The sequence below is a fragment of the Pseudomonas sp. BYT-1 genome (assembly GCF_023611805.1).
Classification (GTDB): domain Bacteria; phylum Pseudomonadota; class Gammaproteobacteria; order Pseudomonadales; family Pseudomonadaceae; genus Aquipseudomonas; species Aquipseudomonas guariconensis.
On record NZ_CP072559.1, the window covers coordinates 635668 to 660284 of the forward strand.

General features: G+C 64.5%; 26 protein-coding genes. 12 read left to right on the forward strand and 14 right to left on the reverse strand.

Features of this window, described 5'->3' with window-relative positions:
* Positions 1-15 precede the first annotated feature (15 nt).
* Positions 16-357 (reverse strand): osmotically-inducible lipoprotein OsmE, encoded by a 342-nt coding sequence (gene osmE, locus J5X93_RS02910; RefSeq protein WP_043207971.1) that lies wholly within the window; start codon positions 355-357, stop codon positions 16-18.
* A 119-nt stretch (positions 358-476) separates the two neighbouring features.
* Here osmE and J5X93_RS02915 point away from each other — a divergent pair, with 119 nt between their 5' ends.
* Entirely contained in the window at positions 477-1367 is an 891-nt protein-coding gene (locus tag J5X93_RS02915) for an esterase/lipase family protein (protein ID WP_250034393.1), read from the forward strand.
* Here J5X93_RS02915 and J5X93_RS02920 read toward each other — a convergent pair.
* The gene (locus tag J5X93_RS02920) at positions 1348-2241 is read right to left on the reverse strand and encodes a DMT family transporter (protein WP_043207967.1); all 894 of its coding nucleotides are present in this window, start codon (positions 2239-2241) and stop codon (positions 1348-1350) included. The genes J5X93_RS02915 and J5X93_RS02920 overlap by 20 nt on opposite strands.
* Before the next feature lie 207 nt (positions 2242-2448).
* Between J5X93_RS02920 and J5X93_RS02925 the strand changes: the two genes are divergently transcribed.
* From J5X93_RS02925 to J5X93_RS02935, 3 genes are all read left to right on the forward strand, one after another.
* Positions 2449-3234, forward strand: coding sequence for an AraC family transcriptional regulator (locus J5X93_RS02925; protein ID WP_250034395.1), 786 nt, complete (start codon positions 2449-2451; stop codon positions 3232-3234).
* A gap of 74 nt (positions 3235-3308) precedes the next feature.
* Positions 3309-3590, forward strand: a complete 282-nt coding sequence (locus J5X93_RS02930; RefSeq protein WP_043207962.1) for a PsiF family protein — start codon at positions 3309-3311, stop codon at positions 3588-3590.
* A gap of 71 nt (positions 3591-3661) precedes the next feature.
* The gene (locus tag J5X93_RS02935; RefSeq protein ID WP_043207960.1) at positions 3662-4669 is read left to right on the forward strand and encodes an AI-2E family transporter; all 1008 of its coding nucleotides are present in this window, start codon (positions 3662-3664) and stop codon (positions 4667-4669) included.
* Positions 4670-4766: 97 nt separating this feature from the next.
* Here J5X93_RS02935 and J5X93_RS02940 read toward each other — a convergent pair whose 3' ends face one another.
* Complete coding sequence (locus J5X93_RS02940) at positions 4767-6038, reverse strand: Hsp70 family protein (protein ID WP_043207958.1); 1272 nt, start codon at positions 6036-6038, stop codon at positions 4767-4769.
* 164 nt (positions 6039-6202) lie between these two features.
* Here J5X93_RS02940 and cbpA point away from each other — a divergent pair, with 164 nt between their 5' ends.
* Together cbpA and J5X93_RS02950 are read left to right on the forward strand one after the other, a co-directional pair.
* Positions 6203-7153 carry a curved DNA-binding protein gene (gene cbpA / locus J5X93_RS02945; protein ID WP_250034396.1) on the forward strand — a complete coding sequence of 317 codons (951 nt, stop codon included), beginning with the start codon at positions 6203-6205 and terminating at the stop codon, positions 7151-7153.
* Between the two features lie 2 nt (positions 7154-7155).
* The gene (locus J5X93_RS02950) at positions 7156-7461 is read left to right on the forward strand and encodes a chaperone modulator CbpM (RefSeq protein WP_043207952.1); all 306 of its coding nucleotides are present in this window, start codon (positions 7156-7158) and stop codon (positions 7459-7461) included.
* 86 nt (positions 7462-7547) lie between these two features.
* Here J5X93_RS02950 and J5X93_RS02955 read toward each other — a convergent pair whose 3' ends face one another.
* From J5X93_RS02955 to cbiE, 10 genes are all read right to left on the reverse strand, one after another.
* On the reverse strand, positions 7548-8066 hold the full coding sequence (locus J5X93_RS02955; protein WP_043207949.1) for a GNAT family N-acetyltransferase: 519 nt from the start codon (positions 8064-8066) through the stop codon (positions 7548-7550).
* A 40-nt stretch (positions 8067-8106) separates the two neighbouring features.
* Positions 8107-9522, reverse strand: coding sequence for a D-serine/D-alanine/glycine transporter (gene cycA, locus J5X93_RS02960; protein WP_043207947.1), 1416 nt, complete (start codon positions 9520-9522; stop codon positions 8107-8109).
* 216 nt (positions 9523-9738) lie between these two features.
* On the reverse strand, positions 9739-11103 hold the full coding sequence (locus tag J5X93_RS02965; RefSeq protein WP_182817078.1) for a PepSY-associated TM helix domain-containing protein: 1365 nt from the start codon (positions 11101-11103) through the stop codon (positions 9739-9741).
* Between the two features lie 57 nt (positions 11104-11160).
* Entirely contained in the window at positions 11161-13212 is a 2052-nt protein-coding gene (locus tag J5X93_RS02970; RefSeq protein ID WP_250034397.1) for a TonB-dependent copper receptor, read from the reverse strand.
* A 66-nt stretch (positions 13213-13278) separates the two neighbouring features.
* The gene (locus tag J5X93_RS02975; protein ID WP_250034398.1) at positions 13279-13710 is read right to left on the reverse strand and encodes a DUF2946 domain-containing protein; all 432 of its coding nucleotides are present in this window, start codon (positions 13708-13710) and stop codon (positions 13279-13281) included.
* Between the two features lie 19 nt (positions 13711-13729).
* A complete protein-coding gene (locus J5X93_RS02980; protein WP_043207941.1) occupies positions 13730-14212 on the reverse strand; it encodes a copper chaperone PCu(A)C in 483 nt (160 codons plus the stop codon).
* A gap of 46 nt (positions 14213-14258) precedes the next feature.
* Positions 14259-14648 carry a DUF2946 domain-containing protein gene (locus J5X93_RS02985; RefSeq protein ID WP_182817083.1) on the reverse strand — a complete coding sequence of 130 codons (390 nt, stop codon included), beginning with the start codon at positions 14646-14648 and terminating at the stop codon, positions 14259-14261.
* Positions 14649-14875: 227 nt separating this feature from the next.
* On the reverse strand, positions 14876-15595 hold the full coding sequence (locus J5X93_RS02990) for a cobalt-precorrin-6A reductase (protein WP_043207938.1): 720 nt from the start codon (positions 15593-15595) through the stop codon (positions 14876-14878).
* Positions 15592-16686, reverse strand: a complete 1095-nt coding sequence (locus tag J5X93_RS02995; RefSeq protein ID WP_250034399.1) for a cobalt-precorrin-5B (C(1))-methyltransferase — start codon at positions 16684-16686, stop codon at positions 15592-15594. The genes J5X93_RS02990 and J5X93_RS02995 overlap by 4 nt, the downstream gene beginning before the upstream one ends.
* The gene (gene cbiE, locus J5X93_RS03000) at positions 16679-17890 is read right to left on the reverse strand and encodes a precorrin-6y C5,15-methyltransferase (decarboxylating) subunit CbiE (protein ID WP_090343142.1); all 1212 of its coding nucleotides are present in this window, start codon (positions 17888-17890) and stop codon (positions 16679-16681) included. Before cbiE ends, J5X93_RS02995 begins: the two co-directional genes overlap by 8 nt.
* A gap of 240 nt (positions 17891-18130) precedes the next feature.
* On the opposite strand from cbiE, the gene cobG reads away from it, so the two are divergent.
* From cobG to J5X93_RS03030, 6 genes are all read left to right on the forward strand, one after another.
* Positions 18131-19456 carry a precorrin-3B synthase gene (cobG, locus tag J5X93_RS03005; RefSeq protein ID WP_244155203.1) on the forward strand — a complete coding sequence of 442 codons (1326 nt, stop codon included), beginning with the start codon at positions 18131-18133 and terminating at the stop codon, positions 19454-19456.
* The gene (locus tag J5X93_RS03010) at positions 19449-20075 is read left to right on the forward strand and encodes a precorrin-8X methylmutase (RefSeq protein WP_043207930.1); all 627 of its coding nucleotides are present in this window, start codon (positions 19449-19451) and stop codon (positions 20073-20075) included. The genes cobG and J5X93_RS03010 overlap by 8 nt, the downstream gene beginning before the upstream one ends.
* Positions 20075-20806 carry a precorrin-2 C(20)-methyltransferase gene (locus J5X93_RS03015; RefSeq protein WP_043207927.1) on the forward strand — a complete coding sequence of 244 codons (732 nt, stop codon included), beginning with the start codon at positions 20075-20077 and terminating at the stop codon, positions 20804-20806. The genes J5X93_RS03010 and J5X93_RS03015 overlap by 1 nt, the downstream gene beginning before the upstream one ends.
* Positions 20794-22515, forward strand: coding sequence for a precorrin-3B C(17)-methyltransferase (cobJ, locus tag J5X93_RS03020; protein WP_043207924.1), 1722 nt, complete (start codon positions 20794-20796; stop codon positions 22513-22515). The genes J5X93_RS03015 and cobJ overlap by 13 nt, the downstream gene beginning before the upstream one ends.
* An 82-nt stretch (positions 22516-22597) precedes the next feature.
* Complete coding sequence (locus J5X93_RS03025; protein WP_052352398.1) at positions 22598-23284, forward strand: hypothetical protein; 687 nt, start codon at positions 22598-22600, stop codon at positions 23282-23284.
* 82 nt (positions 23285-23366) lie between these two features.
* The gene (locus J5X93_RS03030; RefSeq protein ID WP_250034400.1) at positions 23367-23990 is read left to right on the forward strand and encodes a hypothetical protein; all 624 of its coding nucleotides are present in this window, start codon (positions 23367-23369) and stop codon (positions 23988-23990) included.
* 19 nt (positions 23991-24009) lie between these two features.
* On the opposite strand, the gene tspR is transcribed toward J5X93_RS03030, so the two are convergent.
* A complete protein-coding gene (gene tspR, locus J5X93_RS03035) occupies positions 24010-24606 on the reverse strand; it encodes a type III secretion system genes modulator TspR (protein ID WP_043207917.1) in 597 nt (198 codons plus the stop codon).
* Between the last annotated feature and the right edge of the window lie 11 nt (positions 24607-24617).

A 24617-nucleotide genomic window follows, 5' to 3' on the forward strand; every position in this document is an offset into this window, starting at 1 on the left:
TGCGTCAGGGAGGGCTCACGCGCCGGGTACGGCCTCGCGGTCCTCTTCTCGTTGCTTGCAGGTCTTGAAGCCCTTGGCGTCGACATGACCGGTGGCGTCGAAGCGCACGTAGTAGGGCTGCTGGTGGCCGTCGCGGTTGAGGATGTAGTCATTGCAGGTACCGCCATTGGGCAGGTCGGTAGCGTTCGACGGGCTGCCGCCGATGGCGATGACTTTCTGCATGGTCATGCCGTTTTCCACTTGCTTGACCAGCGGCTCGTCACGGTAGGTCACGTAATCCACCGGGTTTTCCGGATGGCTGCCGCAGGCGGCCAGCGCCGCGCTTGCCAACAGGATGGCCAGGGTCTTTCTGTACATGGTCCGGCTCCTTGCTCAGGGGTGTTCTGGTTGGAACCGCAGGGCGCCTCAGGAGTTCGATTGCATCGCGCCGGCACGGCCTTGTAGTGTTGGCCTACGATCCAGGCAGAGGGCAGGGAATGAGCCAGGAACTTGCCACGCGTTACCCGTTGGTGCTGGTGCCGGGCATGCTCGGCTTCGTGCGGCTGCTGCTCTATCCCTACTGGTTCGGCATCGTCCCGGCATTGCGCCGGGGCGGGGCGCAGGTCTTTGCGGTGCAGGTCTCGCCGCTGCATTCCAGTGAGCTGCGCGGCGAGCAATTGCTGGCGATCATCGAGGACATCTGCGGGCGCACCGGCGCTGCGCGCGTCAACCTGATCGGCCACAGCCAGGGAGCCCTCAGCGCCCGCTACGCCGCGGCGAAACGGCCCGACCGGGTCGCCTCGGTGACCTCGGTGGCAGGGCCCAACCAAGGCTCGGAACTGGCCGACTACCTGGAACGCAAGGCCCCGGGAGACTCAGCCCAAGGGCGGATGCTCAAAGCCGTGCTGCATGGCACGGCGGTGCTGTTGGTCTGGCTGGAAACCGGCTGGCGCCGTGACCCGCTGCCGATCGATGTGCATGCCTCGCACCAGTCCTTCACCACTGCCGGTGTGGCCCGCTTCAACCGGGCTTATCCACAGGGCCTGCCTGTCACTTGGGGCGGGCAGGGCGATGCCGAGGTCAATGGCGTGCGCTATTACTCCTGGTCCGGCACCTTGCAGCCGGGGCGTACCGATCAGGGGCGCAATCGCTTCGACGCCAGCAACCGCTTCTGTCGTCTGTTCGCCCGAACGTTCGAGCGTGAGAAAGGCCAGTGCGACGGCATGGTCGGGCGTTTCAGCTCGCATCTTGGCCAGGTGATCGGCGATGACTACCCGCTCGATCATCTGGACATCGTCAATCAATCCCTCGGCGCGGTGGGCAGGGGCGCCGACCCGGTGCGCCTGTTCACCGAACACGCTGCCCGGCTCAAGGCTGCGGGGCTGTAACAGGCCGGCGTACAGGTGTGGTCCAGCGTTCGGCCAACAGCACGCCCGCCAATGTCAGCAGGCCGCCATACAGGTGATAGCTGGCCAGCTGCTCGTCCAGCACCACGGCGGCGATCACTGCCGTCACCACCGGCAGCAGGTTGAAGAACAGCGTGGTGCGGCTGGGCCCCAGGCGATGCACGGCCTGCATCCATACCCGTGGCGCCACCATGGAGGCGAGCACGCAGGCGTACAGCACCAGGCCGATGTTCTGGGCATTCAGCCCGGTTTTCGGTGACAGCAAAAACAACGGCAGCAGCACGAAGATCGCCACCACCACTTGCAAGTACAGCAATTGCATCGCCGGCAGGCGCAGTTGCCATTTCTTCAGAAGGAAGCTGTACAGCGCGTAGGCAAAGGTGGCCACCAGCATCAACAGGTCGCCGCTGTTGAGGCCTTGCTGCAGCAAGGCACTGGGTTTGCCGGCCGAGACCACTTCCAGCACGCCGATGAACGATAACAACGCGCCGCACAGTGCACCGAAGGTCAGGTGTTGGCCGAGCCAGGCGATGGCCAGGGCCAGGGACATCAGCGGCATCAGCGAGAGGATGATGCCCATGTTGGTGGCGCTGGTGATGCCTGCGGCGAAGTAGGCCAGGCTCTGGTACATGGCCATGCCCAGCACACCAAGGACGAAGATCTTGCCAAGGTGTGGGGCGATCGCGGCGCGGTTGCGCAAGACCTGGGGCAGCAGGAACGGCGTGAACAACAGGCCTGCCAGCAACCAGCGGTAGAAGCCGATCTCGGCAGGGAAGATCGCCCCGGCCGAAAGCTTGGTGACCACGGTATTGCCGGCCCAGATGAGGATGGCCAGCAGGGGAAATGCGTAATTCATGGAACTGTGAGTCTCTGAGGGTGTTGCAAAAATTCGGGACTGCCTTGAAGCCCTTCGCGGGTAAAGCCGCTCCCACAGGTCCGGCGTATTCCTGTAGGCGCGGATGAGCCGCGAAGTGCAGGCAGGCCCAAGCTGGCAGTCATTATCCTTTGTCTGTTCACAAGCCTATACTCGCATCCAGACAACCCACCCTTCGAAGCAGCCAACATGGTCCGCAAATATCTCGACATCCCTGCCTTCGAGCGACTCCCGGCGCCGGTGTACTTTCGCTACGACGAATTCGGCGCTGATACCCACAGCGCCCCGCATCGTCATCCTTGGGGGCAACTCAACTACGCAGCCCATGGCGTCATGCACCTGGACGTCGATGGCCAGCGCTTCGTCTCGCCGCCCCATTACGCCGTGTGGGTGCCTCCAGGGACCGAGCATGGCTGCTATAACCCCCAGGCGATCGTCTACCGTTCGGTGTACTTGGCCAGCGAGCTGTGCCAGGACCTGCCCCAGCAGGCCTGCACCCTGGTGATCAGCGATATTCTCAAGGCCATCCTCGGCGACTTCGCCCAACGCGATCTCAAGGTGGCCCAGGACGAACGCGACCAGCGCCTGGTCCAGGTGCTGCTGGACCAGTTGCACCTTGCGCCGACGCAGGCCTGCTACCTGCCATTCGCCCGCAGTGAAGGCCTGCGCCAGGTGCTCGAAGCCTTGCATGCCGAGCCTGGCGACAATCGCCCGTTGTCCGAGTGGGCCGGCCTTGTGCATGTGAGCGAACGCACCTTGGCGCGCCAGTTCCTGCGTGAGCTGGGGATCAGTTTCGGTGAATGGCGCCTGCGCCTGCGCTTTCTGCGCGCCATCGAGGCGCTGGAGGCGGGTCTGTCGATCCAGTCCATCGCCTTCGACCTCGGCTATAGCACCGCCTCGGCGTTCATCGCCATGTTCCAGCGCCAGGCCCGCTGCACGCCCGAGCAGTATCGTCGCCGGGCGCGCACGGCCTGAGCGGACGGCGAAAAATCTTGGCTACACTCTGCTCGACGACCACGCATGCAGCGTGGAGACAAGGAGATCGCTTCATGAAAATGCTGCACGTGCCTTTGCTGGTGTTGGGTGTGTTGATCAGTGCCCAGAGCTTCGCAGCCACCGCCCAACAGGAGAAAATGACCACCTGCAATGCCCAGGCCTCGGAGAAGGCCCTCAAGGGCGACGAGCGCAAGGCCTTCATGAGTACCTGTCTCAAAGCCAAGCCCGCCACCCAGCAGGAAAAGATGAAAACCTGCAACGCCGATGCCAGCGCCAAGGCGCTCAAGGGAGACGAGCGCAAAGCCTTCATGAGCGATTGCCTGAAGAAGAAATGACCTGCGCCTATGTTTGTCTGGCGAAGGCTGGCAGACTGCGGCTCTTTCCCGTTGTCCGCCGTTGAGGCTGTATGACCTTCACCCCCCGCCAGATTACCCTGGCCAGCTGGATCATCGTGTTTGCCGGCCTGCTGCTGGTGCTGCCCCTGAAGTTGTTGCCCAGCCTGCTGGCAGGCTTGCTGGTGTTCGAGTTGGTCAACATGCTCACGCCGCGCCTGCAGCCGGTGATCGCTGGGCAACGCGCGCGCTGGTTGGCCGTGGCGCTGCTTGGCACCCTGGTGGTCAGTACGCTGACGCTGCTGATCGCCGGGGCCTTCAGTTTCCTGCTTCACGAGGCGGAGAACCCTGGCGCCTCGCTGGATAAATTCATGGCCCTGGTGGAGCGCGCCCGCAGCCAGTTACCACCGTTCATCGAAGGGTACCTGCCGGCCAGCGCCGCCGAGTTCAAAGTGGCGATCGGCGACTGGCTCAAGAGCCACCTGGGTGAGCTGCAACTGGTGGGCAAGGGCATGGCGCACATGTTCGTCACCTTGCTGATCGGCATGATCCTCGGCGCGATCGTGGCCCTGCAGCGCATCCCCGACATTTCCCGACGCAAACCCCTGGCTGCGGCGCTGTTCGAGCGCCTGAGCCTGCTGGTGCAGGCGTTTCGCAACATCGTCTTCGCGCAGATCAAGATTTCCCTGCTCAACACCGCATTCACCGGCGTCTTCCTGGCCGTGGTGATGCCGCTGTTCGGGGTGCATCTGCCGTTGACCAAGACCTTGATCGTGCTGACCTTCCTGCTGGGGCTGCTGCCGGTGATCGGCAACCTGATGTCCAACACCCTGATCACCATCGTGGGGCTTTCGTTGTCGATCTGGGTGGCGGTGGCAGCGTTGGGCTATCTGATCGTCATCCACAAGGTCGAGTACTTCCTCAACGCGCGGATCGTGGGCGGTCAGATCAGTGCCAAGTCGTGGGAATTGCTGCTGGCGATGCTGGTGTTCGAGGCGGCGTTCGGGCTGCCGGGCGTCGTGGCGGGGCCGATCTACTACGCGTACCTGAAAAGCGAGCTCAAGCGGGCTGAGCTGGTTTGAAGCTTCAAGCTGCAAGCTGCAAGTAAAAGCGAGTCGGTGGAGACACCCACTTCTTGCAGCTTGCAGCTTGCAGCTTGCAGCTTATAGCTTGCAGCTTTTAGACGGCGCCGTAGCGCTTGCGTGCTTCGATCGCCAACCCGCTGCCGATACTGCCGAAGATGTTGCCTTCCACATGCCGCGCGTTGGGCAACATGGCCGCTACGCTGTTGCGCAGCGCCGGAATGCCGCTGGAGCCGCCGGTGAAGAACACGGTGTCCACTTGGCTTTCGCTCACGCCGGCCTTGTTCAGCAGTTCGGTGACGCTTCCGCGCACGCGGGCGAGCAGACCTTCGATGGCATCTTCGAATAGTGGTCGGGTCAACTCCACGGCCAGCTCCGGCTCGATGCGGCCCAGGTCGAGGCGGCGACTGTCCTGGTGGGTCAGCTCGATCTTGCTGGCTTCCACTTCCATCGCCAGCCAGTGCCCGGCGCGCTCTTCGATCAGCTTGAACAAGCGGTCGATGCCCAGGGTGTCTTCGATGTCGTAGCGCATGCTGCCCAAGGCCAGTTGGGATTTCTGCGAGTACAGCGCGTTGATGGTGTGCCAGGTGGCCAGGTTCAGGTGATAACTGGTGGGCATCAGCGCCTGGCTTTTCATCCGGCTGCCATAGCCGAACAGCGGCATCACGCCCTGCAGGCTCAACTGCTTGTCGAAATCGGTCCCGCCGATATGCACGCCGCCGGTGGCGAGGATGTCGCTCTGGCGCTCGGCTACCAGGTGGCGCTCCGGCGACAGGCGGATCAAGGTGAAGTCCGAGGTACCGCCGCCGATATCGACGATCAGCACAAGTTCCTCGCGGCTGATGCCCGACTCGTAGTCGAACGCCGCGGCGATCGGCTCGTACTGGAACGACACCTCCTTGAAGCCGATCTTGCGTGCCACCTCGGCCAAGGTGTCTTCTGCTTCTTGGTCGGCGGCCGGATCCTCATCCACGAAGAACACCGGACGGCCCAACACGACTTCGTCGAAGCTGCGTCCGGCATTGGCTTCGGCGCGCTTTTTCAGCTCGCCGATGAACATGCCCAGCAGGTCTTTGAACGGCAAGGCGCTGCCCAGCACGCTGGTGTCGTGCTTGATCAGCTTGGAACCGAGCAGGCTCTTGAGTGAGCGCATCAGACGGCCTTCGTAGCCTTCCAGGTACTCGTGCAGCGCCAGACGACCGTAGACCGGACGACGCTCCTCGATATTGAAGAACACCACCGAAGGCAGGGTGATCTTGCCGTCTTCCAGGGCGATCAGCGTTTCCAGGCCGGGGCGGTGCCAGCCGACCGTGGAATTGGAGGTGCCGAAGTCGATGCCACAGGCACGGGCCGGGGATACGTCAGACATGGGGAGGAGCTTCCGGAGGCAAAACGGCCGCGCAGTTTATGCCAGTGGCCGACTAAATCAAGACCGGTCGTCTGCTCTGGAACAACCCCAGGCGAACCTTGAAAGGCTATGCTTGACCCCAATCTTCAGAAACATCGTAAAAATTCCCAACGGTGATCCCTTAGATGGACTTCAAAGACTATTACAAGATACTCGGCGTCGAGCCCACCGCGGATGAAAAGGCGATCAAGGCCGCCTACCGCAAGCTCGCCCGCAAGTATCACCCCGATGTCAGCAAAGAGCGTGACGCCGAGGACAAATTCAAGGAGGCCAACGAGGCCTACGAGGTGCTGGGCGACGCCCAGAAACGCGCCGAGTACGACGAGATCCGCAAGTACGGCGGCCAGCATGGCCGGCCGTTCCAGGCGCCTCCAGGCTGGGAAAGCCGTGGCGGTGGTGGTGGTTTCGAGGGCGGAGACTTCTCCGATTTCTTCAGCTCGATCTTCGGCGGCCGGGGCGGCAATCCCTTTGGCCGGGGTCAGCAGCAGCGCAGCGCGGGCAGGCGAGGACAGGACGTGGAGCTGGAACTGGCGATCTTCCTCGAAGAAACCTTGAGCAAGGAATCCAAGCAGATCAGCTTCCAGGTGCCGCAGACCAACGCCATGGGCCAGCGCACCGGGTTCACCACCAAGACCCTCAACGTCAAGATCCCGGCCGGGGTGACGGACGGCGAGCGTATCCGCCTCAAGGGTCAAGGCTCGCCCGGTGTCGGGGGCGGTGCCAATGGCGACCTGTTCCTGACCATCCGCATGGCACCGCACCCGCTGTTCGATGTCGAAGGCCATGACCTGATCATCACCGTGCCCCTGGCCCCCTGGGAGGCGGCATTGGGCGCGAAGGTGGCGGTGCCGACCCTGACCGGCAAGATCAACCTGACCATCCGCCCCGACAGCCAGAGTGGCCAGCGTCTGCGGGTCAAGGGCATGGGCCTTGCCAACAAGCAAGGCGAGCGCGGCGATCTTTACGCCCAGCTCAAGATCGTCATGCCTAGCCAGTCGGATGCGGCCACGCGCGAACTCTGGACCAAGCTTTCCGAGAAAGCTGCGTTCAACCCGAGGACACAATGGAGTAGTTGATCATGAGCAGCACCCTGATCGTTCAACTGGACATGCGAACCCTCTGCCAGGAAGCCGACATCACGGCCGACTGCGTGATCGAAATCGTCGAGCACGGCATCGTTGAACCTTCGGGGCGAACGCCGGAGGATTGGTTGTTCGATGATCAGGCACCGCTGCTGGCCAGGCGGGCAGTGAAGCTGCACCGGGACCTGGAGCTGGAATGGGAAGGGGTGGCCCTGGCGCTGGAGTTGCTCGATGAGGTGCAACAGTTGCGCAGTGAGAACAGCATGCTGCGCCAGCGTTTGGGCAGGTTCATACACCTCTGAACGCAGGATAGGTCGCGGGTAAACCCGCTTCGCGCGAACCCTGCGGATGCTGGTTTAGCCGCGAACAGACCGCATCGACTGGACCGTCAGGCGCTTGGCTTGGCGCCTGGGTTGAGCATCAACTGCATGAACGTCAGGTCCAGCCAGCGGCCGAACTTCACCCCTACCTGCGGCATCTGCCCGGTCACCACGAACCCCAGCCGCTCGTGCAGGCGGACCGACGCCGCATTGCCGCTCTCGATGGCGGCGACCATCACATGTTTTCCGCACGCCCGCGCCCGATCGATCAACGCGCTCATCAATAATGGCCCCAGGCCCTTGCCACGCTGGTCGCCCCGGATATAAACCGAGTGCTCGACCGTGTGGCGAAAGCCTTCGAAGGGGCGCCAGTCGCCGAACGAGGCATACCCCAACACGCCACTGTCATCCACCGCCACCAGGATCGGATAGCCCTGCTGTGCACGCGCCTCGAACCACGCCTGGCGGTTGGCCAGGTCGACTGGCGTCTCGTTCCAGATCGCCGTGGTGTTGCGCACGGCGTCGTTGTAGATCTCGAGGATGCCGGGTACGTCATTGGGCAGGGCATCGCGGATTTCAGCGGTCATGACAGCGGCTCGCAAGGATCGGTACTTGGGCCAGGACAGCTCAGCTGTCCTGGGTGTCCCGCACGGCGGTGCGCGGGTGTCGTTTGCTGCGCACCAACTGGTAGGTGGCGGTGAGGATGACGAACCACAGCGGCGTGAAGATCAGGGCCTTGCGGGTATCGTCCTCCAGGCTCAACAGCACCAGGATGAAGGCAAAGAACGTCAGGCATACATAGCACATCAGGCGTCCGCCGGGCATCTTGTACTTCGAGGCCTGGTGCAATGCGGGGCGGTGCTTGCGGTAGTTCAGGTACGACAGCAGGATCAGCGTCCAGACGAACATGAACAGCAACGCCGAGACCGTGGTGACCAGCGTGAACGCCTCGACCAGGTCAGGAATCACGTAGATCAGCGCAGCGCCCAGCAACAGGCAGGTGCAGGAGAAGTACAGGCCGTTGGCCGGCACGGCGCGGCGCGACAGCTTTTCGAATGCCTTGGGCGCATCGCCTTCCTGGGACAAACCATAGAGCATGCGGCTGGTGGAGAACACGCCGCTGTTGGCCGAGGAGGCTGCCGAGGTGAGCACCACGAAGTTGATGATGCTTGCCGCAGCAGGCAGGCCAGCCAGGACGAACAGCTCGACGAACGGGCTCTTGCCTGGCACCACGTCGCGCCACGGGGTGACGGCCATGATCGCGATCAGCGCCAGCACGTAGAACACGATGATCCGCACCGGAATCGAGTTGATCGCCCGTGGCAGAGTGCGCTCGGGGTTCTTCGCCTCTGCGGCGGTGGTGCCCACCAATTCGATGCCGACGAAGGCGAACACGGCGATCTGGAATCCGGCGAAGAAGCCCATCAGGCCATGGGGGAACATCCCGCCATCGTTCCACAGGTTGGCCAGTTGCGCGGTACGCCCGGCCGGCGATTCGAAGCCAGTGACGACCATGTACAGGCCGGTGGCGACCAGGCCGACAATGGCGACGATCTTGATCATGGCGAACCAGAATTCGACCTCGCCGAACATCTTCACTGTGATCAGGTTCAGTGACAGCAGCACGGCTACGCAGATCAGCGCGGGTATCCACTGGGGTAGGTCGGGGAACCAGAACTGCGAGTAGGCGGCGATGGCGATCACATCGGCGATGCCGGTGATCACCCAGCAGAACCAGTAGGTCCAGCCGGTGAAGTAGCCCGCCCACGGGCCGAGCAGGTCGGCGGAGAAGTCGATGAACGACTTGTAGTTGAGGTTCGACAGCAGCAATTCGCCCATGGCACGCATGACGAAGAACAGCATGAAGCCGATGATCATGTACACGAAGATGATCGACGGCCCCGCCAGGCTGATGGTCTTGCCCGAGCCCATGAACAGGCCCGTGCCGATGGCGCCACCGATGGCGATCAACTGAATGTGGCGGTTGGTCAGGTTGCGTTGCAGATGTGAATCGTCTGCGGAGGTTGATGAGGTCCGGGTCATGGGCTGCATTCCGTTGTGGGTCAGTCTTCTTGTGCAGAGCCAAGTAGGCTAACACGCGCGTTCCAGTCCAGGGGCGCGGCAGATCGCCTCGATTTTTGTGTAGCAGCGTGGTGCCTGTGCCGCCCCTTTTCGCGGGTAAACCCGCGCGCACAGAGGATCACTGAAATCTGTCGGAGCGGTTTTTCCCGCGAAAGAGGCGGCACAGACAAGCAGTCTTCAAGCCCCGGCCAGGATCCGTCGGCGCACCACCAGGCTGTCGACCACCCACATCACCACCATCGAGGCGCCCACCAGCGGGAAGGCCACGCCCAGCACCAGCATGACCACCGTGGCGGTTTTCCAGCGGGGCAAGTCATGGCGCAGTGGCGGAACACCCAGCCCGCCTGCTGGCCGGCGCTTCCACCACATCACCAGCCCGCTCACCGAACCCAGCAGGATCATCAGGCACACCACCAGGATGATCGCCTGGTTCAGCGGCCCGAACATCTTGCCTTCATGCAGCATCACGCCCAGCTCGGTAGCACGGGCGACCGGGCTGTAGTCCTGCCAGCGCACGTCGGCCAGTACCTGGCCGGTGTACTGGTCCACATGCAGGGTGGCGTCGTTGCGCGGGTCATCAGCGAACACTGCGACGGTGAACACACCGCTTGCCGAGCTCGGCAGGGTGATGCTGTAGCCGGGCTCGACCTGGCGCGTGGTGGCCAGGTCCTCGACCTGCTGCAGGCTCACCTGCGGCGCCGCCGGTGCGTTGGACATGCCGTGGTGGGCGCCATGTTCGGCATGGGCGCCGGAAACCGGCATCGGTGTGTTCTCCAGCGCCCAGGGCACGGTCTGGCGGTGGGCGTTGTTCAGCGCGCCGGCCCGTTGATCGGATGTGGGCACATCGTTCCACATGGCCGCCGGGAAGCGGTTCCACAGATCGGCATACTGCTTGCCCCACAGGCCGGTCCAGGTCATGCCGCTGAGCAGCATCAGCAACAACAGCAGCGAGCCCCAGAAGCCGCTGACTGCGTGCAGGTCGCGCCAGAACACCCGGCCACGGGCGGACAGGCGCGGCCACAGCACGCCTGCGCTGCTGCGCCCACGTGGCCACCACAAGTACAGGCCGGACACCACCAGCACGATGCCCCAGCCGGCGGCCAGTTCCACCAGACGATCGCCCACGGTGCCGACCATCAACTCACCGTGCAGGGCGCGGGCCACGGCTTGCAGGTTGTCCTTGGCGTCCTGCTCGCCCAGCACCTTGGCGCTGTAGGGGTCGATGAACACGTTCAGCTCGCGCCCGCCGTCGTGCACCACGAACTGGGCGCTGCGCTCGGCATTGGCCGGCGGCAGGTACTGGCCCACGTGGCCCTGTGGATAAGCCTGGCGCACCTGGGCCAGGAGGGTGTCGGCATCCTGGCGTTGGTGACCGGCCTCGACCACCATCAGGTCGCGGTACAGCACTGGGTCGAGCTGCGGCTTGAACAGGTAAATGATCCCGGTGATCGCCAGCAGGATCATGAAAGGCGCGACGAACAGCCCGGCATAAAAATGCCAGCGCCACGCCAGGTTGTAGAAGGAAATGCGTTGTCCGCTCATGGAACCTCCAGATGACCCGGTTTGGGCGCGGTGATCGCCGCGCCCTGTTTGTTGTTGTCAGAAGCTGATGTCGACCTTGGTCCAGAAGGTCCTACCTGGCTCGTTCACCGGCTGTGGGTCCGTGGCCGGATAGCCGAACCCGGCATTGCCGGCCAGGTTCAGGTGCTCGGCGTAGGTTTTGTCGAACAGGTTGTCGACGCCTGCACTGAGCTTGAGGTTGCGGTTGACCTTGTAGGCACCGTTGAGCGAGAACACACCGAAACCTGCGCTCTTCTCGTAGTCCTTGCCGACCACATTGCCCTGGTTCTCGGCGATGCGATTTTGCTCCGCGACCAGGCGCCACAAGGCCCCGACGCTCCACAGATCACGGCTGTAGGTCAGCCCCAGACGGCTTTCCAGCGGCGGCATCTGCGGTAGTGCCTTGTCGTCGCTGCTGTTCTTGCCCCACGCATAGGCCAAAGTGGCGTCGGCCTTCCAGTTCTCGGTCAGCCTGTAGGCGGCGCCGAGCTCGCCGCCCATGATGCGGGCGTCGATGTTCTGGGCTTGGGAGCTCATGCCTTGGTAGTCGAACAGAATGTAGTCGCGGATCTGCCCGACATAGCCAGAGGCCCAGGCTTCCAGGCGCTCGTCCTGGTACTGGATGCCGAAATCCACCTGGGTGGTTTTTTCCGGCTTGATGCCATCGAAGGCATTGGCCGCGCTGGCTGGCGCCCGCTTGGGCGAGAACAGCTCCCAATAGTCGGGGAAGCGCTGGGCATGACCCAGGCCGACATACGTGGTTGCCGGAATCACCGCCAGGTCGTGCTCGTAGCGCACGAAGCCGCTGGGCAGGGTATCGGCGCGGGTATCGCCCTCGGTGGGGCTGCCTTGGCGAAAATCGCGGGCCGAGGCGCGATCGAGGCGGGCGCCGGTGACCAGGCGGTCGTTTCCGGTGGCGTACCAGGTCAGCTCGCTGAACACGCCATAGTTGTGGAAGTCGGCGTCCTTGGTCCAGGGCTGGCCTTTGTGTGCGTCGATGCCCATGCCACCGCGTTTGCGGTGTTCGTTGGTTTGCGCGTCGAGGCCGCTGACCAGTTGTACATCGGCCCAGCGCCAGGTGGCTTTGACGCGAGCGCCAAGGGTGCGGCGATCGACGTTGCTGACCATGGGCATGCCCATCATGCCGCTGCCGGAAGGCGTGCGTAGGCTGTAGTTGTCCATCACATGGTCGGCATAGTTGTAATAGACCTGGGCTTCGACCTTGTCGAGCACCTCGCCGAGGTTGGATTTTTCGAAGCGCAGGCCCAGGCTCTCGCGCTTGAACTGCGAGCCGTCCATGCCGCGTCCGGCATAGCGGGCTTCGCCGTCACCCTTGCCTGCGGTGAGCTCCAGCAGGGTATCGGCGTCCGGCGTCCAGCCCAGGGCTACATCGCCGTTCCATTTGTCCCAGCGCGACGGCACGGTATCGCCGTGACCGTCGTCGTAGTCATCCGAGCGCGACTGGTTGCCGACAAAGCGGGCATAGCCCTGGCTGTTGCCGGCGGCGGCATCGAGCACCTTGTCGAAGCGGCCGTTGGAGCCTCCCAGCAGGCTGGCATTGACCCGGCTGCCGAGTGCCCCGAAGGACTCGGGTTCACGGTCGAAGAGGATGGTGCCGGCGGAACCGCCAGGGCCCCAGATGACGCTTTGCGGGCCCTTGATCACGGTGAGGCGGTCGTAGGTTTCCGGCGAGATGTACGAGGTGGGCGCATCCATGCGGTTGGGGCAGGCGCCCAGCATCACGCCGCCGTTGGTGAGGATATTCAGGCGTGAGCCGAACATTCCACGCAGCACCGGATCGCCGTTGGTACCGCCGGAGCGGATCGCCGAAAAGCCGGGAATGGTTTTCAGATAGTCGGCGCCATCGCTGGCCGGCACCGGCTGGCGTGGGTCTTTGGGATTGGTGACCACGGTCAGCGGCGAGCTGGGGGCAATGGCGGTGATGACCGTCGGGCTCAGCTCGGCCATCTCGTGCGCATGGCCGTCATGGCCGGTTTCGGCGGCCAGGGCCAGGGGCGCGAGCACAGAGCCGCAGAGCACGGCGATCGTTCCCCGCAGGGAAAGAGCAAAAACAGGGGTACAGCCAGACATAGTGATTCCAGTCGATCAGTCAGGAAAGAGCGCGAAGCCTCCAGGCTTCGTGCGATAGCGTTGTGTTCAGGCGCTGATCGAGGCGGGTGGCGCGCGGCTGCGCGCACCAGGGAAGACGGCCTGCCGGGCGTGGCCCTGGTGGGGCGGTGCGGGGAGTAGGGCGGTGGGAAGTACGACGCCGGCACTGAGCGGGCTGAGGGCCTGGGGCAGGGCCGGGCAATTGAACAGCAGCGTGCAGTAGCCGCATTTTTCCCAGACCACATGCAACTGGCCGTCGTCGTGGCCATGGTGGTCGGCGCCGTGGTCATGCCCGGCTGCCATGGGCATGTCCATCGGCGTGGACATGTTCATGCCGGCGTGGTGATCCATCGGCATCGACTGGGAAACCAGTGGGCCGATGAAGATCATCCACATGGCGAACAGGCTCAGCCAGCCACCACCCAGGCGCCTGCGATCAGGGCGGGTTAAGCGGGTGAACCGGTCGCGCGGCAGGCTCATGGCGAGCGTCTGTCAGCGGTCAGTGCGTATGGGCCTGGCCTTGCTGGTCGGCGGGCGGCTGCTTTTGCACGGCCACCTCGACGGTGATGTCGCCGGCCTTCTCGAAGTGCAGGGTCAGCGGGAAGCGCTTGCCGTCGATGAGCAGGCTGCGGTCCTTGGGCTGCATCAGCATCACGTGATAGGCGCTGGGGGCGAAGGTCAGGTTTTGGCCGGCCGGGACGGCCACGCTGGAGACCTGCTGCATTTTCATCAGGCCGTCAGCGGTCTTGGCGTGCTCGTGCAACTGGGCGTCGTCGGTGATGGGGCTGTCGACCGAGAGCAGGCGGTCGTCCTGCTGGCCGTTGTTGTGAACAACGAAGTAGGCCGCGACGTTGGGGGCATTGGGCGGCAGCTCCAACGACCAGGGATGGGCGATGTGCAGGTCGCCGACGGTGTATTCGTGGGCGTTGGCGAAAGCGCCGGGCAGCAACAGGGCGGCCAGGACGAGGGCTTGCTTGAGCATGGTGAGTCTCCGATCTGTTCAGGTGCGGGCAGACAGCGTGGTCAACTCAGACGATCGGAGAGGCTCGGGGATTGAGCGCCGGCCATAGCTGGCGCGGCGTGGGAGTGTAGGCGGCAGGTGGCGCCAGGTGGCTGCCGAGCAGCAACGTTGGGTTGTGCAGCTGCGGCGGGTAGCCGGGCAGTGCCAGCAGCGGCGCGGCGCCTGAGCAGCACCAGCAGTTCATCAGGCTGGCGGAGTCGTCGCTTTGCGGCCCCAGGTCGATCTTGGCCAGTGCCTGGACATCGACCTTGCCTTTGTTCGCCATGCTCGAACAGAAAGCCCCCCACAGCAGCTGCTCGGCCGGACCTTTGGGCGCGGCGGAAGACAGCGGCATGGCCAGCAGGTTGAACAGCACTGCAAGGCAGGCTATCCAGGCAATGTGCCGACGTGGGGGCATGGGAGAGATCCGGTCAGGAATCAGGTGGCTATTGTAAGGGCGAGTATAGGTAAAAGTGCCGGGGTGCGGTGAAGTGCCGCAGGGGCAGCCCCCTGGAGACGGTACTGCGTGTCGCGCGGCAGAGCCCGCCCGACAAGGGGCACCGCTAAATTTGTGTGAGAGGGGATACCAGCAAGGACGTCAGGCCGCGCTTTCACGTGCCATGCTGGGACCCGATTTTCATTGGACTAAGGCCTGATCGCAGCCATCAGATCAGCCACCTGATCGAAGACGCGATCCACCGCCGGCAACACCGGGCGCTTGAGCACCAGTACCGGTATGCCCTGTTCCCTGGCCACTTCCAGCTTGGGCTCGGTGGCTGTGCTGCCGCTGTTCTTGCTCACCAGCACATCGATCCGGCGCCGTTGGAACAAGGCGCGTTCGTCCATCAGGTTGAACGGTCCACGGGCGCCGATCACTTCGCAGCGCTCGTTGCCTGGGTAGGTTTCGAGGGCGCGTAGGGTCCAGAACTGGTGCGCGGGGATCTCATCGAGGTGTTGCAGGGGCTCGCGCCCCAGGGTGAACAGAGGGCGTTCGAAGGGGGTCAGGGCTTCGATCAGTCCGGCCCAGTCAGCGACTTCGCGCCAGTCATCGCCAGGCTGCGCCTGCCAGGCCGGGCGGCGCAGAGCCCAGCAGGGGATGCCCGCGTAGCGTGCGGCCTGGGCTGCGTTGTGGCTGATTTGCGCGGCGTAGGGGTGGGTCGCGTCGATCAACAGGCTGATCTGCGCCTCGCGCAGATAGACCGCCAGGCCGTCGGCGCCGCCATAACCGCCGACGCGCACCTGGCACGTCAGATCCTGCGGGACGCGGCCGATGCCGGCCAGGCTATAGATATGCTCGGGCCCCAGCTGGCGGGCGATGGCCAAGGCTTCGGTGATGCCGCCGAGCAGCAGGATGCGCGGGCTCATTGCACACCCGCCTTGCCGACGATGCCGCCTTGGCGGTCGATGGCGAACACCTCGACTTGCACCTGCGCAGGCACCACGCTGCGCGCGAAGGCCAGGGCGTGGGCGCACACCGCATCGCCGAGCGGGACGCCAGCCGCGTGGGCCAAGGCCAAGGCCTGCTGACTGGTGTTGGCCGCGATGATCGCTGCCTGTAAGGTGGCGTCGGCGCCGATGTCTGCCGCCCAGGCCGCCAATTGCGGCAGGTCGATGCTCGAACTGCGGCTGTGCAGGTCCATGTGCCCGGCGGCCAGCTTGCTGATCTTGCCGAAGCCGCCGCACAGGGTCAGGCGGGCGACCGGGACCTTGCGCAAATGCTTGAGCACCGCGCCGACAAAGTCGCCCATTTCGATCAGGGCGATTTCCGGCAGGCCGTAGACCTGGCGCATGGTGTCTTCGCTGGCATTGCCGGTACAGGCGGCGATGTGGGTATAGCCATTGGTGTGGGCGACGTCGATGCCTTGTTGGATCGAGGCGATGTAGGCCGAGCAGGAGAAAGGCCGGACGATGCCGCTGGTGCCGAGAATCGACACCCCCCCGAGGATGCCCAGGCGTGGGTTCATGGTCTTGAGGGCGAGCTGTTCGCCGTCGCGCACGTTGACCGTCACTTCGAAGCCACCACCATGGCCGCAGGCGTCGGCGAGCTGTTGCAGGTGCTCGCTGATCATCCGCCGTGGTACCGGGTTGATGGCAGGCTCGCCCACCGCCAGCACCAGGCCGGGACGGGTGACGGTGCCGACGCCCTGACCGGCGACGAAGCGCACGCCAGGCTGCTCGAGCAGCCGCACCTGGGTGTAGAGCAATGCGCCGTGGGTCACGTCCGGATCGTCGCCGGCATCCTTGATCGTGCCGGCCTCGGCACCGTTGTCGGTGCGGCGGCAGAACGCCAGGCGCAGGGTCACCTGCTTGCCCTTGGGCAGCGTGATACGCACGGCATCGTCGCATTCGCCGGTGAGCAGCAGGCGAGCCGCCGCCAGGCTGGTGGCGGTGGCGCAGCTGCCAGTGGTGAGGCCGCTGCGCAGGGGCGCGGCTTTTTCGCGGGTTTCTTCACGCATCGAGGGGCTTCACCACGTCGAGCAGGGTGATCGGCAGAGCCTGGCGCCAGGTATCGAAATTGCCCAACGGCTGGGCATGGGCCACGTGGATGCGGGTCAGTTCGCCGCCATGGGCTTCGCGGAAGTTGGCCAGCGCCAGCTCGCTTTGCAGGGTCACGGCGTTGGCGACCAGGCGCCCGCCGGGGCGCAGGCGCTCCCAGCAAAAGGGCAGCACGCCCTCGCGGGTCACGCCGCCGCCGATGAAGATCGCATCGGGCCGCTCGAGATCGGCCAGGGCCTGGGGCGCTTTGCCACGGACCAGTTGCAGGCCCGGTACGCCCAGGGCGTCGCGGTTGTATTCGATATGGCCTTGGCGGCCTTCATCGGCCTCGATGGCCAGCGTGCGGCAGCTGGGATGGGCGCGCATCCACTCGATGCCGATCGAGCCACAGCCGGCACCGACATCCCACAGCAGCTCGCCCGGTTGTGGCGCGAGGCGTGCGAGGGTGATGGCGCGCACATCGCGCTTGGTCAGTTGGCCGTCGTGACGAAAGGCGCTGTCGGGCAAACCGGTGACAGGCGATAGTCGTGGGGTGTCGATGGCGGCCTGGCAGTCGATGGCGATCACGTTGAGGTCGGCTGTACGCGCATGCGGCCAATCCTCGGCGGTGCCGCGCAGATGGCGCTCCTCGGCGCCGCCCAGATGCTCCAGTACATGCAGGCGGCTCGGGCCGAAGCCGCGTTCGCACAGTTGTCGGGCGACGGCTGCCGGGCTTTGGCCATCATTGCTCAATACCAAAAGGCGCATGCCGCTGTAGAGATGCGCGTTGAGCGCGGCCAGGGGGCGGGCGACGACCGACACCACCTGCACCTCCTGCAGCGGCCAACCCAGGCGCGCAGCAGCCAGTGCGCAGGAGGACGGCATCGATAGCACATGCAGCTCTTCGGCCGGCACCTGGCGGGCAAGGCTTGCGCCCACGCCATAGAACATCGGATCGCCGCTGGCCAATACACACACGGGCTCGCCGCGCAGAGCCAGGACCGGCGCCAGTGAGAAGGGGCTTGGCCAGTGCGAGCGTTCGCCGACCACGCAGCGTGGCAACAGGGCCAATTGGCGCGGACTGCCGAAGATCCGCGAAGCGCTCAGCAGCGCACGCCGGGCTTGCTTGCCCAGGCCGCTGAAACCGTCTTCGCCGATGCCCACTACTGTCAGCCAGGGAGTCATGTGTCTCGTTCCGCCATCTTTGGGGCCGCTTGGCGCCCTTCGCGAGTGAGCCCGCACTCACAGAAGCCGCACAGCCCAAGGGGGGCGGATGATCCTGTGGGAGCGGGCTCACCCGCGAAGAGGGCGACGCGGTCCGGAATTTCTGCTCAATCGCAGTCAATGCTCGACCGTCGGCTTTTCATGCCGCCGGACAAAGCAGGCATAATACCGCGCCTTCTACACTCAAGCGCATTTTCAAGATTGCCGGACGCCCCCTTGAATCAGCCTCTCGTCCCTGCCGTGTCACCCCGCCCCTCGGCTTGCCCGGGGTTGTGGCGCATCGTCGCGGCCCGTGACGGTGGCATCTGCCGGATCAAACTCCCCGGAGGCGTGCTGCTGGCCGACCAGGCCGAGGCTGTGGCGACGGCGGCAGAGCGTTTCGCGGGCGGCGTGATCGAGGCGACCAATCGCGGCAATCTGCAAATCCGCGGCATCGGCGCGGACCACGCTGGCCTGATCGAGCATCTGTTGGCCGCCGGCCTCGGCCCGCGCGAAGCAGCAGGCGACGATGTGCGCAATGTGATGCAAAGCCCGCTGGCCGGGCTCGACCCTGACATGCTCATCGACACGCGCCCCTTGTCCGAGCAATTGCTGCACCTGCTGGAGACCACCCCGCGCTTGCATGGACTGTCGGCCAAGTTCGCTGTGCAGCTCGATGGCGGCGAGCATCTGGCAATGCTCGAACACCCTCACGACCTGTGGCTTTCGGCAATGATGCTCGACGGCCGCGCCTGGTATGCCTTCGGCTTGGCCGGCTGTCCGGCCAGTGGCCAGGTCCTGGGCGCCGTGCCGGCCGAGCACGGGCTAACGCTGGTTCATGCCGTGCTGGAGCGCTTCCTGGACCTGGCCGAGCCAGCGCAGTCGCGAATGCGCCAGTTGCTCGAGGACTGCCCCGCTGAACGTTTCGTCGACAGCCTGGGCCTGGAGATTCGGCGCGATGGCGCAGTGCTGGGTTGGCGGCGTGCGCCGGCCACTGGCGACTGGCTGGGGCCGCTGCCTCAACGCCAAGGCATGGCCTGGGGGGTCGCCCCGCCATTGGGCCGGCTGACTCCGGTCATGTTGCGCAGCCTCGCCAGGCTGGCCCGTGATGCCGGTGACGGCAGTCTGCGCGTGAGCCCCTGGCAGAGTCTCGTTTTGCCCAATGTCGACCTGGCGATGATCGACCGGGCCGAGTTGAACCGTCTTGGGCTGATCTGGGATGCCGGCCAGCCCTTGGCCCGCCTGACCGCCTGCACCGGCGCCGCCGGCTGTGCCAAGGCCCTGGCCGATACCAAGGCCGATGCCCTGATCATCGCTTCCTTGCTGCAAAAAGGTGGCCCCGGCAGTGTGCATGTTTCCGGCTGCCTGCGTTCCTGTGCCGTGGCTCATGTCGCCCCGGCCACCTTGCTGGCCCGCTCTGCGGGCCGTTATGACCTGTATTTGCGCGACGCGAACCAGCCAGGCTTCGGCAGGCTGCGTGCGCGCGACCTTTCCCCAGAAGAAGCAGGCGCCATGCTCGACCTGCCGACGGAGCACCTTGATGATTGACTACATCCGCGATGGTCAGGAGATCTATCGCAATTCCTTCCGGATCATCCGCGAGGAAGCCCGGCTCGAGCGGATCCCCGCCGACCTGGAGAAACTCGCCGTGCGGGTGATCCATGCCTGCGGCATGGTCGATGCCATTGATGGGTTGCAATTTTCCGAAGGCGCCGGCACTGCAGGTCGACAGGCGCTGGCCAACGGTGCGCCGATCCTGTGCGACGCGCACATGGTCGCCGAAGGCGTGACCCGTGCGCGCCTGCCGGCCAACAACCAGGTGATCTGCACCCTGCGCGACCCCAGCGTGCCCGACTTGGCCAAGAAGTTGGGCAACACCCGCTCGGCGGTGGCGCTGGAACTGTGGCGTCCGCATCTGGAAGGCAGCGTGGTGGTGATCGGCAATGCGCCGACCGCGTTGTTCTACCTGCTGGAAATGCTCGATGCCGGTGCGCCCAAGCCTGCGCTGATCCTTGGTTTCCCGGTCGGTTTCGTGGGCGCGGCGGAGTCCAAGGCGATGCTGGCCGCCGACAGCCGTGGTGTGCCGTTCGTGATCATGCAGGGCCGTCTGGGCGGCAGCGCGATGGCCGCCGCCGCGGTCAACGCCCTGGCCACGGAGGTGGAATGATGCAGCCACGCGGACGTCTGTTCGGCCTGGGCGTGGGCCCCGGTGACCCCGAGCTGATCACGGTCAAGGCCCTGCGCCTGCTGCGCGAGTCGCCTGTGGTGGCCTACTTCGTGGCCAAGGGCAAGCGCGGCAATGCCTTTGGCATCATCGAAGCGCACCTGCAGCCTGAGCAGACCTTGATGCCACTGGTGTACCCGGTGACCACCGAGGTGCTGCCCGAGCCACTGTCCTATGAGCAGGTGATCAGCGACTTCTATGACGAAGCCGGCGTGCAGGTTGCCGAACATCTGGATGCCGGTCGCGACGTGGCGGTGATCTGCGAGGGCGACCCGTTCTTCTACGGTTCCTACATGTACCTGCACGACCGCCTGGCCCAGCGCTACGAGACCCAGGTGATCCCAGGCGTATGCTCGATGCTCGGTGGCGCCTCGGTGTTGGGCGCGCCACTGGTGTATCGCAACCAGAGCCTTTCGGTGCTTTCCGGCGTGCTGCCCCATGAGGAGCTCAAGCGTCGCTTGGCCGATGCCGATGCGGCGGTGATCATGAAACTGGGGCGCAACTTCCCCAAGGTGCGCCAGGTGCTCGGCGAACTGGGCCTGGCTCAACGCGCGCTGTATGTCGAGCGCGCGACCATGGCCAACCAGAAGATCGTGCCGCTCGATGACGTGGACCCGCAGTCCTCGCCGTACTTTTCCTTGATCGTCGTACCGGGTGAGAAATGGCAGGGATGAATATCGGCAAGGCACCCGCAATCGTCATCCTTGGCCCCGGCAGCCTAGCGACGGCGCAGCGCATCCAGCTGTGTTATCCACAGGCGAAGATCCTGGGCCTGGCGGGTCGGGTGGAGGGCGTGGACGCTCACTATGAACATTTCGGTGACACCCTGCGCCAGCTCTACCAGCAGGACACCCCGATCATCGCCCTGTGCGCTGCCGGCATCGTGATCCGCACCCTGGCCAGCCTGCTCACCGAAAAAGGCGCCGAGCCGCCGGTATTGGCCGTGGCCGAGGACGGCAGCGCTGTGGTGCCGCTGCTCGGCGGCCTGTCGGGGGTCAATGTCATGGCCCGGGCGATTGCCCAGGCGCTGGACGTGGCTGCGGCCATCACTACCAGCGGCGAGCTGCGCTTCGGCACTTGCCTGCTCAATCCTCCCGAGGGCTACGCCCTGGCGGACCTGGAGCAGGGCAAGCGTTTCGTCTCCGACCTGCTGGCGGGCGAGTCGGTGCGGGTCGAAGGCGATGCGCCCTGGCTCGACCAGGCGCAATTGCCGCAGCACGACCAGGCCCGGCGCATCATCCGTGTGGGATGCGAAGCGCGTCCGGCCTGCCGTGACGAGCTGCTTATCCATGCCCGCTCGGTGTTGGTGGCGGTCGACGGCGCGGCGCCTGATCTGGCAGAGCGCGTGCCTCAAGCGTTGGCCGAGGCAGGTATCGCCCAGGCCGCGTTGGCCTGCCTGTTGGCCGATGAGCACTACATGGCCGAGCCAGCCTTGCACGAGGCGGCCCAGGTGTTGGGTGTCGCCCTGCGTTTCGCGCCAGCGGCTGGGCGCCTGTCCGAGCAGGTCGAGCAGGCCGTGCCAGGGGCGCGCCTGATCGAGCAGGGCGATGTGGTGATCGCCGTGGCACCAGCGCCGATCGAGCCGGCCCAGGTCGGTCGCGGCCGTGGCCGCCTGGCAGTGATCGGCCTCGGCCCCGGCGCGGCCGACCTGATGGTGCCTGCGGTCAAGGCAGAGTTGGCGCGGGCACAGGATGTGCTCGGCTATGAAACATACGTGCGCATGGCCGGCCCGTTCCGCGCCGACCAGGTGTTGCATTGCACCGACAACCGCGAAGAGATGCAGCGTGCCCGGCACGCCTTCGAGCTGGCAGCCGAAGGGCGTTCGGTGGTCGTGGTGTCCTCGGGTGATCCGGGCGTGTTCGCCATGGCGGCTGCCGTGCTCGAAGCCTTGCACGAATCCAGCGACCCCGCCTGGCACCGGGTGGACCTGCAGATCCTGCCCGGCGTCTCGGCATCGCTGGCCACCGCTGCCCAGGCCGGTGCGCCGCTGGGGCATGACTTCTGCGTCATGTCCCTGTCGGACAACCTCAAGCCCTGGTCGATCATCGAAAAGCGCCTGGACCTGGCCGCCCAGGCCGATCTGGTCCTGGCTTTCTACAACCCTATCTCCAAAGCTCGCCCCCACCAGTTGGGGCTGGCGCTGAGCGTCGTTCGCAAGCACCGCGAGGCGAGTACGCCCGTCGTGCTGGGCCGTGACATCGGGCGCCCGGGGCAGTCGCTGCGGGTGGTCACCCTGGGCGAGCTGGTGCCGGCGATGGTGGACATGCGCACGATGGTACTGATCGGCTCCTCGACCACCTGTACCTTCCCACGCGCAAACGGCGGCGAATGGGTCTATACCCCGCGTTGGTACCCGCTTAAGCCCAACCTCCTGGAAGCATGACCTGCTGAACTACTCATCCCTACATGCATAGTCTTCGAGTCCTACCCGGTATCCGCCGGGTTCCGACTCAAGGATTTGCATGATGAACGACAAACTGATTACCGATACAAACTCCGCCGCTGTGGTGGAGCAATCGCTGATGACATTCGCTGCTGGGATGAGCCTGCAGAATCGCATCGATGTCATGAGCTCCTACCAGTTCGCATCGCTGGTCGCCTCCAAACTTTATGACAGCGAAGACCAGAGCGAGCAGTGGTACAAGCAGAACCTCAAGGTCATGGAAGACCTGGGCTGGCTGACAGTGCGCCGAACCTACGAGCGTGAACACTCCGGCGAGCAATCGCTCGTTCTGGGCGCCATCGCCTTCAAGGCGATGAAGGTTGTGGGCCAGGCTGTCTTCGGCGGCCCCGTCACTGAGGCGATTAGCAAGATCGCCGAGTCGGCGCTTGATGGGCTGGGAAAGTTCACCGAAGCCCAAGAACTCTTCAAGCGCAACTTCAAGGATAAAATGGCGGGCACTGTTGGCTTGACGGCTTGTCTCGAGACGGATGACGGGCGGCTGATGATGGTGCAAACCGCAGTCAGTACCAAAGGCATGGTACGGGATCTGGACACGATCGCGTTCGAGTGGAAAAACAACGCTGCCTACCACTACTCGGGTACCGCGTTTCTGACGTTCAACACCCAACACTACGCCCGCGTGCGCGAGCATGTGGAAAAGCGGCTGGGTGATCGCCGATTCGACAATGTACTGCAATACGATTTCTGACGCCCGGTACCTGCTTTGCGCGTAGCGTCTGTAGGTACTACGTGGGAAGCATGCCTTGTACGGCCCAACGAGGATATGCATCGTGAACAAGCATCGAGCTGCAGTGGCAGGTAGCAGCCTGGTCGCTTTCCTGCCAGGCATCACCTTGGCGCAGCGCCAAGCGGTTTTGTCGGCAGCGCTGATGGCGGAGCGGGTGACGCGTACCGACCATGACGAGGGGCTGGTGACCGACTGGTTCAGCCATTACCGCAGGCAACTGCAGTTTTATGGTTGGGACGCGGTATCGGCGCAGCAGGTTCATTGGCCTGAACTCGAGCGCCCCGGCATAGTCAATGCCGCGCTGCGCCGTATAGAAGCCACGGCCGGTGAACGTTATTCGGCCGCCGTGAAGCTGGCGATGAACGGTTTGGCCTTGAACGACTGGCCGCTGTTGAATTTTGAGCAGCGCACTCGTGAGCGCGGAGTATTCCAACTACTACCCTGTGCTCCCGGGAAACCCGGATATGTTGATCTGGTGCTTTACCACGAGCGTTGTGAGACCGATACGCTGGGTACTGGATTTCTGTTTCGCAACCGGCAGGAAACCCGGGTTCAGGCCGAGCTCGTCCGATTCAACACGCGCCTGTTCGATCAGCAGTTTCGTGAGTTGGTGGAAAGGCGCCTGGAGAAGATCGCCCGGCAGCAGATCCTTTCCTTCGAAATTTGAGACCATGGGCTCATTCCGGTCAGGGCACCAGATAACCTTTGATCCCAGTGAAGATGATCTGTGCGGCCAGAGCGCAGACGAACAGCCCCATCAGGCGGCTGACGATCTGCAGGCCTTGGTCGCCCAGGATCCGCTCGATGCGGTTCGACAGATACAGCACCAAGCCAACCGTGAAGCTCGCCAGCGCGATACTGACGATGGCCAGCAGCTTGTCGTCCCAGTGCGGTTGGCCAACGCCCATCACCAGCAACGCACCGATGGTGCCGGGGCCGACGGTGAGCGGGATGGTCAGCGGAACGATGGTCACGTCCTGTTGCACGTTGTCAGCCTGGACCGCTGCCTTGCCCTGGGCCATGCCCAGCGCCGAGATGAAGAGCACGCTGCCGGCGCCGATTCGGAAGGCGTCGGGGGTTATGCCGAATACGCCGAAGATGGCACGTCCGAACAGGTAGAGCACGACGCTGGCCACCAGTGCCGCGATGGCCACACGCCAGGCAAGCTGCTTGCGCTCCTTGCTGGAGTAGCCGCGGGTCAGGCTGATGAAGCAGGACAGCACGAAGAATGGGCTGTAGAGCACGAGCATTTTCAGGTAGACGCTGAACAACTCATGGAGCATGGCGCAAATCC

Excerpts from the sequence above, each read along its gene's own strand:
- J5X93_RS02980 (WP_043207941.1), bottom strand. The coding sequence starts at position 14,212 with ATGCTCAAGCAAGCCCTCGTCCTGGCCGCCCTGTTGCTGCCCGGCGCT.
- osmE (WP_043207971.1), bottom strand. The coding sequence starts at position 357 with ATGTACAGAAAGACCCTGGCCATCCTGTTGGCAAGCGCGGCGCTGGCC.
- cbpA (WP_250034396.1), top strand. The coding sequence starts at position 6,203 with ATGGACTTCAAAGACTATTACAAGATACTCGGCGTCGAGCCCACCGCG.
- tspR (WP_043207917.1), bottom strand. The coding sequence starts at position 24,606 with ATGCTCCATGAGTTGTTCAGCGTCTACCTGAAAATGCTCGTGCTCTAC.
- cycA (WP_043207947.1), bottom strand. The coding sequence starts at position 9,522 with ATGACCCGGACCTCATCAACCTCCGCAGACGATTCACATCTGCAACGC.
- J5X93_RS02920 (WP_043207967.1), bottom strand. The coding sequence starts at position 2,241 with ATGAATTACGCATTTCCCCTGCTGGCCATCCTCATCTGGGCCGGCAAT.
- J5X93_RS02925 (WP_250034395.1), top strand. The coding sequence starts at position 2,449 with ATGGTCCGCAAATATCTCGACATCCCTGCCTTCGAGCGACTCCCGGCG.
- cbiE (WP_090343142.1), bottom strand. The coding sequence starts at position 17,890 with ATGACTCCCTGGCTGACAGTAGTGGGCATCGGCGAAGACGGTTTCAGC.
- J5X93_RS02950 (WP_043207952.1), top strand. The coding sequence starts at position 7,156 with ATGAGCAGCACCCTGATCGTTCAACTGGACATGCGAACCCTCTGCCAG.
- J5X93_RS02975 (WP_250034398.1), bottom strand. The coding sequence starts at position 13,710 with ATGAGCCTGCCGCGCGACCGGTTCACCCGCTTAACCCGCCCTGATCGC.
- J5X93_RS02995 (WP_250034399.1), bottom strand. The coding sequence starts at position 16,686 with ATGCGTGAAGAAACCCGCGAAAAAGCCGCGCCCCTGCGCAGCGGCCTC.
- J5X93_RS02990 (WP_043207938.1), bottom strand. The coding sequence starts at position 15,595 with ATGAGCCCGCGCATCCTGCTGCTCGGCGGCATCACCGAAGCCTTGGCC.
- J5X93_RS03010 (WP_043207930.1), top strand. The coding sequence starts at position 19,449 with ATGATTGACTACATCCGCGATGGTCAGGAGATCTATCGCAATTCCTTC.
- J5X93_RS02965 (WP_182817078.1), bottom strand. The coding sequence starts at position 11,103 with ATGAGCGGACAACGCATTTCCTTCTACAACCTGGCGTGGCGCTGGCAT.
- J5X93_RS02930 (WP_043207962.1), top strand. The coding sequence starts at position 3,309 with ATGAAAATGCTGCACGTGCCTTTGCTGGTGTTGGGTGTGTTGATCAGT.
- J5X93_RS02935 (WP_043207960.1), top strand. The coding sequence starts at position 3,662 with ATGACCTTCACCCCCCGCCAGATTACCCTGGCCAGCTGGATCATCGTG.
- J5X93_RS02970 (WP_250034397.1), bottom strand. The coding sequence starts at position 13,212 with ATGTCTGGCTGTACCCCTGTTTTTGCTCTTTCCCTGCGGGGAACGATC.
- J5X93_RS03015 (WP_043207927.1), top strand. The coding sequence starts at position 20,075 with ATGCAGCCACGCGGACGTCTGTTCGGCCTGGGCGTGGGCCCCGGTGAC.
- J5X93_RS02915 (WP_250034393.1), top strand. The coding sequence starts at position 477 with ATGAGCCAGGAACTTGCCACGCGTTACCCGTTGGTGCTGGTGCCGGGC.
- cobJ (WP_043207924.1), top strand. The coding sequence starts at position 20,794 with ATGGCAGGGATGAATATCGGCAAGGCACCCGCAATCGTCATCCTTGGC.
- J5X93_RS02940 (WP_043207958.1), bottom strand. The coding sequence starts at position 6,038 with ATGTCTGACGTATCCCCGGCCCGTGCCTGTGGCATCGACTTCGGCACC.
- J5X93_RS02955 (WP_043207949.1), bottom strand. The coding sequence starts at position 8,066 with ATGACCGCTGAAATCCGCGATGCCCTGCCCAATGACGTACCCGGCATC.
- J5X93_RS02985 (WP_182817083.1), bottom strand. The coding sequence starts at position 14,648 with ATGCCCCCACGTCGGCACATTGCCTGGATAGCCTGCCTTGCAGTGCTG.
- J5X93_RS03025 (WP_052352398.1), top strand. The coding sequence starts at position 22,598 with ATGAACGACAAACTGATTACCGATACAAACTCCGCCGCTGTGGTGGAG.